Genomic DNA, 12,781 nt, shown 5'->3' with positions numbered 1-12,781 from the left:
AAACCTGGCAGGTATAAATAACATAAAGTTTAATGAAACAGATTTCCACGAAAGTGGAAATGAAAATATAATTTTCAATGAAAATAATAGTACCAATGGCAGGACGAGGTTCTCGTTTACGTCCACATAGTTTAACCGTACCAAAACCATTAATTCCTGTTGCAGGACAACCAATAGTACATAGATTGGTTAAAGATATTGCTAAAGTTTTAAAGCAACCAATAGAAGAAATAGCATTTATTCTTGGAGACCCAGCTTGGTTTGGGGAAGAGGTAGTCTCAAGTCTTAAAGCATTAGCAGAAAGCCTTGGCGCAAAAGCATCTATTTACAGACAAGATAAACCATTAGGAACTGGTCACGCTATTATGTGCGCAGAGCCATCCCTTTCTGGACCTGCAGTTATTGCGTATGCAGATACTTTAATTCGGGCAGATTTTAACTTAGATCCAGAAGCAGATGCTGTGATTTGGACTAAAAAAGTGGCAAACCCAGAAGCTTATGGTGTTGTAAAATTAAATGCAGAAAATAATATTACAGAGCTTGTTGAAAAACCAGAAACCTTTGTTAGTAACCAAGCTGTAATAGGGATTTATTACTTTAAAGACGTTGCTGTTTTAAAAGGGAAACTGCAAGAGGTTTTAGACGAAAACATTATGAATGGCGGAGAATACCAATAAACGATGGTATTTTACGCATGATGGCTGAAGGAAAAGTCTTTAAAACAGGAACCGTTGATGAGTGGATGGATTGTGGTAACAAAGCCGTTACTATAGAAACCAACACGAGAATGTTAGGCTTTTTAAAAGCAGATAATGAAGAGCAATTAATAGCAGATTCTGTAACTTTAGATAATGCTACAATTATTGAACCTTGTTATATTGGCGAAAACGTGAAGCTTACTAATACTACTGTCGGACCAAATGTATCTATTGGTAATAATTGTACCTTAGAAAACGTTAGCGTTAAAAATAGTTTAATACAAAACCATACCAGCATAAAAAACGCTAATTTAGACGAAGCAATGATTGGAAACCATGTGAAATATAATGGCGAATTCTCTAAAATTAGTATTGGAGATTATTCTATTTTGGAATAATTATTGAAATCTAGAATACAATTAAAAAGATAATGTCATGCTGAGCTTGTCAAAGCATCTTTACTTATGAAAAAACAACGGTACATATTACTATTTATCTTCGGAATACTTCTCTTTCCGCAGGCAAACTATGCACAAGTTGATTTTAATAAGAAGCCTGATGATGATTTAGGAGACAATGAAGATGCATACCAAGAATTCTTTTTCGAAGCCTTAAAACAAAAGGGAATTGAAAACTACGATCGTGCTATTGAAGCATTATTAAAATGTGAAAAAATAGACAATTCAGATCCTGCTTTGTTTTTCGAATTAGGAAAAAACTACAGCCAACTTAAAAACTTTGGTGCAGCAGAAGATGCGCTTCAAAAAGCAATAAAAAAGCAACCAGATAACGAATGGTATTTAGATGAACTTTACGGAGTTTATGCAAAACAAAACGATCTGGAAAACGCTATTAAAACCGTAAAAAAACTAGTAAAATACCATCCAGATTATAAAGAGGATTTAGCAACGCTGTATGTTAAAACCAAGAAATATGATGATGCTCTTAAAGTTTTAGATGAAATGGATGCAGAGCTAGGTGTTTCAACCACAAGAGATCGTGTAAGAAACATGATTTATAGTGCAACTGGAAATAAAAAAGACCAGATTGAAAATTTAGAAGAACGCGTAGAAGATAATCCGGAGGAAGAGAAAAACTACCTTTCTCTAATTTTTAGATATAGCGAGAATAACGAAAAAGAAAAAGCTTTTGAAACGGCAATAAAACTATTAAAAAGTCATCCTAATTCAGAAATGGTACATTTGGCTTTATACAAGTTTTACCTAGATGATAATGAAGCCGAAAAAGCAGTAGTTTCTATGCAAATTGTACTTAAATCAAGTCAAATTAAACCAGAAGCAAAAATGATGGTGTTATCAGATTTTGTGAAATTTGTAGCTATACACCCAGAATATGAAAGCCAACTGGTGGAAATTACTTCAAACATCACAGAAGACGAAAAAGGCAAATCAAATATAGAAGTTGCACAATACTTTTTGGCTAAAGGAGATAAAGTTAAAGCAGTAGCCTATTACGAAAAAGCATTAGAAAAAGAACCAGATAACTTTGGTGTACTTCGCAATGTATTGTTATTATACATAGATGTAGAAAACTATTCAAAAGCGGTAGAGAAAAGTGATGAAGCTTTAGATAAATTCCCTTCGCAACCCATCTTTTATTTAGTAAATGGTGTTGCTAAAAATAAATTAAATCAGCCAGAAAAAGCAATCCGAGTTTTAGAAACTGGTTTAGATTATGTGATAGATGATCATAAAATGGAAGGTGATTTTTACAAACAAATAAGTATTTCACACACCCAATTAAACAATACCAACAAAGCAAAAACGTTTAGTGATAAAGCAAAACAATTAGAATCTACAAATTAGATGCATACAAAACGCCTTATATACCCCATTTTCTTTTTTGTTTTTTTGTTAGTAGGTTGTACCGCTACCAAAACAGTAACCTCTGGAAATGGCAATTTAAACTTAACCGCTAAGCAACTTATAAAAGAAAATGCAAAGCAAACACCAAGCTTTAAAACACTTGCTGCAAGAGTGAAAATAGAGTATGCCAAAGGAGAATCTTCGCAAAGCACAACGGTAAGCTTAAGAATGGAAAAAGACAAAACCATTTGGATGAGTAAACTAGGCTTTATTAAGGTGTTAATTACTCCAGAACGCGTAAGCTTTTACAATAAATTAGATAACACCTATTTTGATGGAGATTACAAATATCTAAGTGATTTATTAGGAACCGATTTAGATTTTGAAAAAGTACAAAACATGCTTTTAGGAGAAGCTTTGTACAATTTAAACAAGAATGATTTTGAAGTTTACACACAAGAAAATCAATACGTTTTAAAACCTAAAATACAGCCAGAAGCATTCGAGTTGTTTTACATATTAGATGCTTCACATTTTAAAATAAACTCGCAACAACTAGCACAAGAAAAAGAAAATCGAATGCTTCAAATAGACTATACCAGTTATCAAGAGGTAGACAAACAAACGTTTCCGCAGCATATAAAAATTAATGCCGTAGAAGCTTTTGAAGAAACAAGACTAAACCTAGAATTTAAGTCTATAGCTTTAAATGAAAAACTAAGCTTTCCGTTTAATATTCCTTCCGGATTTGATGAAATTATACTTAAATAATGCAGCATAAATTTACATACAAAATAGTCTTTTTAGTCGCATTATTTTTTTGCACTTCACTTTCGTTTTCTCAAAGTAAAAAGCAACAAGAGTTAGAAGATCGTAGACAAGAATTGCGTCGCGAGATACAACAAATCAACAGTCTCCTTACTAAAAATAAATCGCAACAAAAATCGCAATTAACCCTAATTGAAGATTTAAATTATAAGGTTAGTGTGCGTAGAAACTTAATTAAAGTTACTAACCAACAAGCCAATTTGCTTACTCGTGAAATTAACGATAACCAAAATAAAATATCGGAGTTACGAGAAGAATTAGCAACACTAAAAGACAATTATTCTAAAATGATTGTTACTTCCTACAAAAGTAAAAGTGAGCAAAGTCGTGTCATGTTTTTATTGTCTTCTAGTAATTTTCAGCAAGCTTATAAACGGGTAAAATATATTAATCAATATGCCGAATACCAAAAGGAGCAAGGGGAATCTATTAAAACTAAAACGGCAGAATTACAAGTAACCAATACGGCGTTATTAAAACAAAAAGCAGACAAGCAACAGCTTATTAGTGAAAATAAAGTAGCGCAAGTAGAATTAGAAAAAGAGCTTAAACAGCATGAAACCTTAATGGCTTCCATTAATAAAGACCTTAGCAAATATGCAACGCAAATTAAAAGCCGACAAGCAGAAGCAAGTAGAATAGACAGAGAAATAGAAAGAATAATTAAAGAGGCTATTGCAAGTTCTAATGCCAAATCTGGAACAAAATCTACTTCTAAGTCCACAGCTTATGCCATGACACCAGAAGATAAAGTGTTGGCGAATAGTTTTGTTACTAGCAAAGGTAAATTGCCTTGGCCTGTAGAAAAAGGAATTGTAAAATTACGCTATGGTAGACAGCCAAGTCCCATTGTAAAAACTATTATGATACAAAGTAATGGCGTTCGAATTGCGACAGAAAAAAACGCAAAAGTACGCGCTGTTTTTAATGGGGAAGTATATCGAATTATTGGATCTAAAAACGGAAATCCTTCGGTTTTAATTCGACATGGTAATTACTTTACAGCATATTCTAATTTGGGAAAAATCTACGTTAAAAAAGGAGATAAAGTAACTACGAAACAAGAAATTGGTGAAGTTTTTACAAATCCTTCAAACGGGCAAACCATGTTAAGTTTTAGTGTGTTTAATAACTCTAAAACAGAAAATCCAGCTTCTTGGATTTTTAAAATGTAAGATTATCATTTAGATTTCTCGACAAGCTCGACACCTCAAGCTTTTAATAAATTTCAATTCTAAAAAGAAACTATATGTCATTCCGACTTAAATGGAGGAATCTATAATTATTAAAATTTATTTCCTAAACCCTTGCAAATCCACATATATTGAAATTCTAAATTAATAACATGAAAAAATATTTTGTAATTGCTGTTTGTATTTTATTAGCTGCTTGTGATAGTGATGATTCCGATAATGTTTCACAAAATAATGCACCAAGTGGTACACTTATAAGTACAGAAACTTATTCTGTAATATCTGGTTATAGGCATATTAGCACAAACTCTTTTGACTCAAACGGAAGATTAATTGAAATAAACGGAATTCAAACTTCACCGGATGGAGAAAGTAGTTCATCCTCTACTACTTTTTCATATAATAGCAATGGACAAATATGGAAATCTATTTATACAAATGGTAGGTTTGAAGAATTTTATTTTACCAATAATTTAATTTCCTCATCTATTTATGCAAATGAATTTAATTCAGGCGAAAGAATATATTCATATAATAATTTGAATCAATTAAACCATATACAATTTATAGATGAGGATAATGTTGAAGTTGCAACCAAAGACATCACTTTTGATAGTAACGGAAATATCACGAACACTTATTCTTCAAATTCTGAAAACACTTCATTTACAGAATATACTTTTGAATATGATAATAAAAATAATCCAGCAGCATCACTTTTTAATAATCAAGAGTTTAGAAAAATATTAGAATACAATTTCAATAACAAAACAAAAAGAATTTACTCTAGAAATAGTGGTACAAATGTTTTTACTATGGAATATACTTACAATGAAGCAGATTATCCTTTAACCTCAAATGAATATATGGATGGAGATTTGGTAACACAAAGCACTTTTAATTACCAAGAATAAATTAAATAGAAACTCAATGTAATTTCAACTACAATGGAGGAATCTCTTAATGTAATTTTTGTTTCATTATGGAAGATTTCTCGACAAGCTCGAAATGACAGTGTGATTTTAAATAAAGAGACAACCTTAAACGGAAAGGTTTTGTCATTCCGACTACAATGGAGGAATCTCTAAGTAAAGTTTTAAAACCTACTCGTTCATAAACAAAGCCTTCAATTCTGTAGCATCATTAGGTTTCATTTTTCCGGCAAGTACTAAGCTTAATTGTTTACGTCTTAGCGCACCTTCAAAACGTTCTTTTTCTAATTCGGTTTCCGGTTCTAGTTCTGGAACTCTAATTGGTCGTCCAGTTTCATCTACAGCAACAAAAGTGTAAATAGCTTCGTTAGCCTTGTCTTTAATGCCTGACTCTCTGTCTTCAATCCAAACATCTATATAGATCTCCATAGAGCTGTTAAACGCTCTAGAAACCTTAGCGTCGACGGTTACCACACTTCCTAAAGGAATAGCACGATTAAAAGCAACATGATTAACAGAAGCGGTTACCACAATACGACGCGAATGACGACGAGCACTAATGCCTGCTGCGCGATCCATTCTTGCTAATAATTCGCCACCAAAAAGGTTGTTAATTGGATTGGTTTCACCAGGTAAAACCATATCTGTCATTATTGTTCTAGATTCTTTAGGTGTTTTAGTTTGCATCAAAAATGTATTAATTTTTTGTTTCCGAAAAACCGAAAATAATTGAAAATGCAAAGGTAAACCGAATTTAAGATTTAGTAGCTAATAAAAACATAAATTAAAATAGCAACAGGAAGTAGATTTAACGCTATCGGTATGTATTGTAAAGGGTCTAAAAAAAGAAACCTTCCCAAAAAAGGAAGGTTTTATAATAGGATGTCGTTTAGAAATTAGTTTACATCTTTAACTAATAACCAAGCTTCTTTGTTATGTGTTTTTTTAACGTCACGTAACGCTTGTAATGCTTCTAATCTATCCGTATAACTAGAGTAAACAACTTGGTGTAAGCCATATTTGTTAGCTCCAATTTTTCTAGCATTAAAACCTTGTTTTTTTAATTGCTTTACTTTTTTATCGCAATTTTCTTCCGCTCTAAAAGCACCAGCAATAATGTGATATTTACCAGTTTGCTTGTTTACCGTAAGGGTTACAGCAGGAAGCGGATTATCTATTACAAAAGTAGCTTCTTGAATTTTGTTTTCCAATTGTGTGTTTGCTTCTTCTTGTGCTAGTTGGTTATGTGTTTCAATTTGGGTTACATAGTAATTAGAAGAAACCAAACCTCCAGCAGTTAATGCTAATAATGCAATGGCTGCATATTTAAAATAAGGTCTCGCTTTGCGTTTTTCTGGAGTTACTGTAAGTGGAATTACTTTTTCTATTGCTTCTACTTCTTCCTTATACACTTCTCTTGTAATGGTAGGAGAAACGAATTGGTTTAAACCAAAAGCATCGGTTAAGTAATTTAAATGGTACGATGGCTCAAACAACATTTTACCTTCGGTATTAAAAGATAAATCTCCAATATTATCAAAGGTTAGTGTTTCGCCTTCTGTTAAATAAGATTTTAAAGATTTTACTCTTTTCTCCATTTTTTTAACAGCTACTTCAAAAGGAATCTTTTCTACATCCGCAATATAATGCGCCAACAAACCATCGTTTTGTTGTATTTGCTCGTTAAAAGATAATACTTTTTTTGGAGGATAAAAGGCATTTGTAGAGGCATGTACTTTCGCAGAAACGCGTTGTGTTAAAAAGGTACCAAAGTTAGGTACTGTAACACAGTCGTATCTGTATAATAAATCGCTTATGTAGGTTTCTAATCGCATAAAACAAAGTTATAAATTTTTTACTTCAGAAAAAAGAACGCGTGTATGAGTTATTAACATTATGTTTTTTTGTTTACTTTGCAGTATAGAAAAAATTCTATATTATGAATGATAATGAATTGCTTTACGTTTTAGCATTGCAGCATGTTGCTAAAATTGGGGACATTACGGCAAAAAAGCTCATTGCGCATTGTGGTTCTGCGGAAGCTGTTTTTAAAGAGAAAAAACAGAATCTTTTAAAAATTGATGGTATAGGAAGCATTGTAATTAGCGATTTATTTGCTAGAACGCATTTAAAAGCTGCAGAAAAAGAGTTACAATTTATAAAAGACGAAAATATTTTTTGCCATTATTTTACAGCGGAAACCTATCCCGAAAAGTTGAAACACTGTATAGATAGTCCTGTTTTATTATTTCAATCCGGAAATATGAATCTCAAACAACAGCGTATTATTAGTATTGTAGGCGCAAGAAAGGTTACTACAAATGGCATTGCTTTTTGTGAAAAGTTAGTAGAGCAACTTGCTGTTTTTAATCCTGTGATTGTTTCTGGTTTTGCTTATGGTACAGATATTACAGCACAAAAAGCAGCAATGAAACATAACCTACAAACTATAGGTTGTTTAGCACATGGTTTAAATCAGGTATATCCAAAGACCCATAAAAAGTATATTGCAGAAGTGGAGAAAAACGGCGGTTTCTTTACCGATTTTTGGAGTAGTGACACCTTTGATAGAAACAATTTTTTAAAACGCAACCGAATCATTGCCGGAATTAGCCAAGCTACTATTGTAATAGAATCTGCCGAAAAAGGTGGAAGCCTCGTCACTGCAGATATTGCAAACTCCTACAACAGAGATGTTTTTGCAGTTCCTGGAAGAGTTACAGATAGCCAGAGTATTGGTTGTAATAATTTAATAAAACACCAAAAAGCACACATGTTATCTACGCCTTTAGATGTGCCTTATATTTTAAATTGGGAATTAGAAGACAGTAAAAAACAGACAGTACAAAAACAATTGTTTGTAGAACTTGACGACCAAGAAAAAGTGATCTATAACTTTTTGAAAGATATCGAAAAAGAACAATTAGATGTTATTGCTTTGCGTTGTAACCTACCAACTTTTAAAGTAGCTGGTTTGCTTTTAAACATGGAATTAAAAGGTGTGGTAAGACCACTTCCTGGGAAATTGTTTGAGGTGATTTAATGTTTTTGAAAGTAGAAGAAGTAAAAAAAGCAATTATGTTTCTTATTAGAAAACATAATTACTTTTTTAATAATAGAAATTCTAACTTCTGAAGGGATTTAATTAATACCCAATCTTTTCTCTTACTCTAACTAAAACATCATTAGCAACCAAAGTCGCTTTTTCTGCGCCAATAGCAAGTATTTTGTCCAGTTCGTCTGTATTATTCATATAGTAGTTATAACGCTCTCTTTGGTGTGCAAATTTTTCGACAATCAACTCAAATAAAGCTTGTTTTGCATGTCCGTAACCAAAACCACCATTTTCATAATTGGCTTTCATGGTTTCAATTTGGGCTTCCGAAGCTAAAAGGTTATATAATGCAAAGCAATTACAGGTTTTCCAATCTTTAGGGTCTTCTAAAGCAGTGCTATCTGTTGCAATACTCATAATTTGTTTTCGCAGTTTTTTATCGTCTAAAAATAAGTTGATAAAGTTGTTTCTACTTTTACTCATTTTTTCACCATCTGTTCCAGGAACAAGCATGATGTTTTCTTGTATTTTTCCTTCTGGAAGTACAAAAGTTTCTCCCATTTTTGCATGAAAACGAGAAGCTACATCCCGAGTCATTTCTATATGTTGTAGTTGGTCTTTTCCAACAGGAATAATATTAGCATCATAGGCTAAAATATCTGCAGCCATAAGCATTGGGTAGGTAAACAAACCTGCATTTACATCATCTAATCGATCTGCTTTGTCTTTAAAACCATGTGCTAAGGTTAAGCGTTGAAAAGGGAAAAAACAAGACAAATACCAAGATAATTCGGTTACTTGCGGAACATCACTTTGTCTGTAAAATACCGTTTTTTCAACATCTAAACCAAATGCCAGCCAAGTTGCAGCTACAGAATACGTGTTTTCTCTTAAGACTGCTGCATCTTTAATTTGTGTTAAGGTGTGTAGGTTTGCTATAAATAAAAACGATTCGTTTTTAGCGTCTTCCGCCATTTTAATAGCTGGCATAATTGCCCCTAAAATGTTTCCTAAATGTGGTGTTCCTGTACTTTGTACTCCTGTTAAAATTCTTGCCATGTTTACTTTCCGCGAAAGCGGAAATCTTTTTAAATTAAACTTAAATCTTGATTGATAAAGCAAAGATAATTTTTTTATAAAGAGGAGTTCGATAAATTTAGTAGTTTTGGCACTTATGAAAGTTTTTAAGTACATTTTTTGGATTTTCTATCGCATTTGGTTTTATATACTGGTTGCTATACCGATTATTATATTATTTCCATTTTTAATTATTTCTATTTTAAAAGAAACCTGGTATCCTTTCTTTTTTAAGATTGCGCGTATTTGGGCTCGTTTTATTTTAATAGGAATGGGTTTTAAAACCAAAATTGAACGCGATCAAACTCTGGAGCCTAAAACAAGCTATATGTTTATTGCTAACCATACTTCGATGATGGATATTATGCTCATGTTAGTTGCTGTAAAAAATCCGTTTGTATTTGTTGGTAAGGCAGAATTAGCAAAAATACCATTGTTTGGTTTCTTTTATAAACGGACTAGTATTTTAGTAGATAGAAGTAGCGAACGTAGTAGAAAAGCAGTTTTTAGAAATGCACAAAGACGTTTAGGACAAGGATTAAGTATTTGTATTTTTCCGGAAGGATTGGTTCCTGATGATGATGTGCTTTTAACCGAATTTAAAGATGGTGCTTTTAGACTGGCAATAAACCACCAAATACCAATTGTACCATTAACGTTTGCAGATAATAAGAAACGTTTTTCATATACCTTCTTTAGTGGAAGTCCTGGAAGAATGCGCGCTAAGATGCATCAATTTATTCCAACAAAAGATCTAACAGTTAAAGATACTAAAGCTTTAAACAGCACTTCTAAAGCTATTATATTAAAGCAATTAAAGGTTTATAATTCAAAATAAAAAAGCTGCTCTTGGCATAGAGCAGCTTTTTGTATTATTACTTTTTTTAATGGTATACACTTAAAAAAGCAATAACCAATTTAACCAACTAAAAACTAAAATTTATAACTCAACCCTGTATATACCCCAATAATGTATGGTCTAAAATTACCAGAGGTATTTTCAAAGGCATTCATTTGGTATTTAAAGGTTGGTTGCACGTTGAATTTAATTTTATCAGAAAATTTATAGTCTAAACCAAGACCTAAGTTTCCGCTAAAACTCACATTGTTTATATTGTTTGCTTCGCCAATTTCTGTTTTTCTTTCTTCAAATTCAGAAAAAATCTTATTATCATTTAAGATAAATGTGCTTAATCCTGCAATAACATTTACTCCAAATTTTTTGCTAGATACCGTATATTCTAATTCCATAGGAATCTCATAATAACCAATACGCTGACTAATAGCTGCGTTTTCATTTGGTAAAATACCTATCGCTTGTTGTACCACAAGATTATTTGCAGAAATGGCAGATATATGTTGTTCGTTATTAAAGGTTATATTTTTTAAAGCAGGTCCTCCATTGTTACCCGAGGCACTTTGATATAAAATAACATTATCGGTGTCATAACTTAAATTTAAAGAGTTAAGTCCAGAGCGTAATTTTAATTTATCATTAAAAGCATAGCTCACATTAACACCATAGCTCGTATTTATTTCTCCAGATTTTGAGTTGTCTATAAATTGGTCATCAATATGAGATCCTTTGCTAAGTGTATTATAGTAAACAGGCGCAATGTTTGCATACACTTGCCACCTGTTTACTTTTTCTTCCTCTTTTTCAATAAGGTCTTCTAATTTTGCTATTTCCTCTTCTATAGATGCTTCTTCTTTTTTAGTTTCTGCGTCTGCAATGGTGTTTTCTAATTCGGTATTTGTGCTGTTTTCTGTGATAGCATTTGTAGTACTATTTTGTAATGCGGTAGCTACTTTGTTTTTATCTAATTCGGTTACATTTCCAGTTGTATTGTTGCTGTTTTCTACATTGTTTTGTGCAAGAGTATTCCCGTTTTTGTTGATAATGTTTGCGTTTTCTTCCTTGGAGCTATTGGTAACCACATTTTGATTTCTAGATGTTGAATTGTTTACAGTAATTCCTTTAGAATTTGCGTCTAATGCTGTACTATTTTTAGCAACTACTAATAGGGTTTGTTGATTAGTGATAACCTTGCTTTTATTATTTGTTACCGTAGCTATTTTGTTGTTTTGTGCTGTGTTATTGGTACCCGATTGGTTGATACTTGAATTATTATTATTATTATTATTATTATTATTGGTTGTGTTTTTAGAAGTATTGGAAGATACTATACCTGTGTTTGTCCTCTTTTTGTTTTCTTCGGAAGTGTTTTTAACTACAGCAATGGTTTCTTCATTTTTAGAAGTAGTATTATTTTCTTCTACAATGGCGTTATTTGTGTTTTCTGAATTCGTACTATTTGCGTTAATACTGTTTTTTTCCTCTGCTGAAGGATTTGTAGCATTTTCTGTATCGACAACATTTGTTTTAGTAGTATTGCTTTTGTTAGAAATATAGAGATTTCCAACAGTTAATAATACCAATAGTAATGCTGCAACACCACCAATACGGAACCAAATAGGGAAAATCTTTTCCTTATCTTCTTTAGGCTGTTCTAGTCGACTTTGAATATTTTCCCAAACTTTAGCATCTGGAGTTGCCTCCAAATCTTTAAGCTTTTCTTGAAAAATTCTATCTATATGTTTTTTGTCACTCATTATAATGTTTGCGCATTTAAACTCGCTCTATAGGTTTCTATTTTATCTTTTAAAATCTGTCTAGCTCTTGCTAAGTTAGATTTCGAGGTTCCTGTGGTTATACTTAACATAGATGCTATATCTTTATGGGAATAGCCATCTAAGGCATACAGGTTAAACACTAATCTGTATCTGTCTGGTAGTTCTTGTATAATTTGTAATAGATAGTCTATAGATAATTCATCGTCTTCTATTTCAAGAGTTACCTCTTCAATGTTTTCTTCGTTTACAATTTCAAAAACACCTTGGCTTCTGTAGCATTGTAAAGCGGTGTTTATTGTTATTCGTTTTAACCAACCTTCAAAAGAACCTTTGTTATTGTATTGTGATATTTTATTAAAAATAGTCACAAACGCATCCTGCAGATTATCTTCCGCTTCGACGTAATTTTTAGAATACTTTAAGCAAAGAGAAAACAGTTTACTCGAAAAGAGCTGGTATAGTTCGCTTTGTGCTTTAGCATCATTTTTTTTACAATTTAAAATGAGTTGGTCTAAACTCAAAGGATATATGTATTAGT

The 12,781-nt window shown here is 32.1% G+C and carries 11 protein-coding genes and 1 pseudogene; 7 read left to right on the top strand and 5 right to left on the bottom strand.

Annotated elements, in window-relative coordinates; translation table 11 throughout:
• Positions 1–77 precede the first annotated feature (77 nt).
• From AMD28_RS10480 to AMD28_RS10460, 5 genes and pseudogenes are all read left to right on the top strand, one after another.
• Positions 78–1,096, top strand: a pseudogene (locus AMD28_RS10480) (sugar phosphate nucleotidyltransferase).
• 66 nt (positions 1,097–1,162) lie between these two features.
• Positions 1,163–2,524 (top strand): tetratricopeptide repeat protein, encoded by a 1,362-nt coding sequence (locus AMD28_RS10475; protein ID WP_055444067.1) that lies wholly within the window; start codon positions 1,163–1,165, stop codon positions 2,522–2,524.
• Positions 2,525–3,295 carry a lipoprotein insertase outer membrane protein LolB1 gene (gene lolB1 / locus AMD28_RS10470; RefSeq protein ID WP_055444066.1) on the top strand — a complete coding sequence of 257 codons (771 nt, stop codon included), beginning with the start codon at positions 2,525–2,527 and terminating at the stop codon, positions 3,293–3,295.
• Positions 3,295–4,527, top strand: coding sequence for a murein hydrolase activator EnvC family protein (locus AMD28_RS10465; protein WP_055444065.1), 1,233 nt, complete (start codon positions 3,295–3,297; stop codon positions 4,525–4,527). The genes lolB1 and AMD28_RS10465 overlap by 1 nt, the downstream gene beginning before the upstream one ends.
• Positions 4,528–4,697: 170 nt before the next feature.
• Positions 4,698–5,459 carry a hypothetical protein gene (locus AMD28_RS10460; RefSeq protein WP_055444064.1) on the top strand — a complete coding sequence of 254 codons (762 nt, stop codon included), beginning with the start codon at positions 4,698–4,700 and terminating at the stop codon, positions 5,457–5,459.
• Positions 5,460–5,648: 189 nt separating this feature from the next.
• Here AMD28_RS10460 and AMD28_RS10455 read toward each other — a convergent pair whose 3' ends face one another.
• Together AMD28_RS10455 and AMD28_RS10450 are read right to left on the bottom strand one after the other, a co-directional pair.
• A complete protein-coding gene (locus tag AMD28_RS10455) occupies positions 5,649–6,164 on the bottom strand; it encodes an acyl-CoA thioesterase (protein ID WP_055444063.1) in 516 nt (171 codons plus the stop codon).
• Between the two features lie 209 nt (positions 6,165–6,373).
• Positions 6,374–7,312 (bottom strand): HU domain-containing protein, encoded by a 939-nt coding sequence (locus AMD28_RS10450; protein ID WP_055444062.1) that lies wholly within the window; start codon positions 7,310–7,312, stop codon positions 6,374–6,376.
• A gap of 104 nt (positions 7,313–7,416) precedes the next feature.
• On the opposite strand from AMD28_RS10450, the gene dprA reads away from it, so the two are divergent.
• Positions 7,417–8,520, top strand: coding sequence for a DNA-processing protein DprA (gene dprA / locus AMD28_RS10445; RefSeq protein ID WP_055444061.1), 1,104 nt, complete (start codon positions 7,417–7,419; stop codon positions 8,518–8,520).
• 102 nt (positions 8,521–8,622) lie between these two features.
• Here the strand turns inward: dprA and trpS are convergent, their stop codons facing one another.
• Positions 8,623–9,591 carry a tryptophan--tRNA ligase gene (trpS, locus tag AMD28_RS10440; RefSeq protein ID WP_055444060.1) on the bottom strand — a complete coding sequence of 323 codons (969 nt, stop codon included), beginning with the start codon at positions 9,589–9,591 and terminating at the stop codon, positions 8,623–8,625.
• Positions 9,592–9,706: 115 nt separating this feature from the next.
• On the opposite strand from trpS, the gene AMD28_RS10435 reads away from it, so the two are divergent.
• A complete protein-coding gene (locus AMD28_RS10435) occupies positions 9,707–10,447 on the top strand; it encodes a lysophospholipid acyltransferase family protein (RefSeq protein WP_055444059.1) in 741 nt (246 codons plus the stop codon).
• A 95-nt stretch (positions 10,448–10,542) separates the two neighbouring features.
• Here AMD28_RS10435 and AMD28_RS10430 read toward each other — a convergent pair whose 3' ends face one another.
• Both AMD28_RS10430 and AMD28_RS10425 read right to left on the bottom strand, forming a co-directional pair.
• Positions 10,543–12,222 carry a hypothetical protein gene (locus AMD28_RS10430; protein ID WP_055444058.1) on the bottom strand — a complete coding sequence of 560 codons (1,680 nt, stop codon included), beginning with the start codon at positions 12,220–12,222 and terminating at the stop codon, positions 10,543–10,545.
• Positions 12,222–12,764, bottom strand: a complete 543-nt coding sequence (locus AMD28_RS10425; protein WP_055444057.1) for an RNA polymerase sigma factor — start codon at positions 12,762–12,764, stop codon at positions 12,222–12,224. Before AMD28_RS10425 ends, AMD28_RS10430 begins: the two co-directional genes overlap by 1 nt.
• Positions 12,765–12,781 lie beyond the last annotated feature (17 nt).

Source organism: Lacinutrix himadriensis (genome assembly GCF_001418105.1).
Lineage (GTDB): Bacteria > Bacteroidota > Bacteroidia > Flavobacteriales > Flavobacteriaceae > Oceanihabitans > Oceanihabitans himadriense.
Note: the sequence above shows the minus strand (reverse complement) of the source record. Positions and strands in the feature narration are given on the sequence as shown.

Excerpts from the sequence above, each read along its gene's own strand:
- AMD28_RS10455 (WP_055444063.1), bottom strand. The coding sequence starts at position 6,164 with ATGCAAACTAAAACACCTAAAGAATCTAGAACAATAATGACAGATATG.
- dprA (WP_055444061.1), top strand. The coding sequence starts at position 7,417 with ATGAATGATAATGAATTGCTTTACGTTTTAGCATTGCAGCATGTTGCT.
- AMD28_RS10435 (WP_055444059.1), top strand. The coding sequence starts at position 9,707 with ATGAAAGTTTTTAAGTACATTTTTTGGATTTTCTATCGCATTTGGTTT.
- AMD28_RS10475 (WP_055444067.1), top strand. The coding sequence starts at position 1,163 with ATGAAAAAACAACGGTACATATTACTATTTATCTTCGGAATACTTCTC.
- trpS (WP_055444060.1), bottom strand. The coding sequence starts at position 9,591 with ATGGCAAGAATTTTAACAGGAGTACAAAGTACAGGAACACCACATTTA.
- AMD28_RS10430 (WP_055444058.1), bottom strand. The coding sequence starts at position 12,222 with ATGAGTGACAAAAAACATATAGATAGAATTTTTCAAGAAAAGCTTAAA.
- AMD28_RS10465 (WP_055444065.1), top strand. The coding sequence starts at position 3,295 with ATGCAGCATAAATTTACATACAAAATAGTCTTTTTAGTCGCATTATTT.
- AMD28_RS10460 (WP_055444064.1), top strand. The coding sequence starts at position 4,698 with ATGAAAAAATATTTTGTAATTGCTGTTTGTATTTTATTAGCTGCTTGT.
- lolB1 (WP_055444066.1), top strand. The coding sequence starts at position 2,525 with ATGCATACAAAACGCCTTATATACCCCATTTTCTTTTTTGTTTTTTTG.
- AMD28_RS10450 (WP_055444062.1), bottom strand. The coding sequence starts at position 7,312 with ATGCGATTAGAAACCTACATAAGCGATTTATTATACAGATACGACTGT.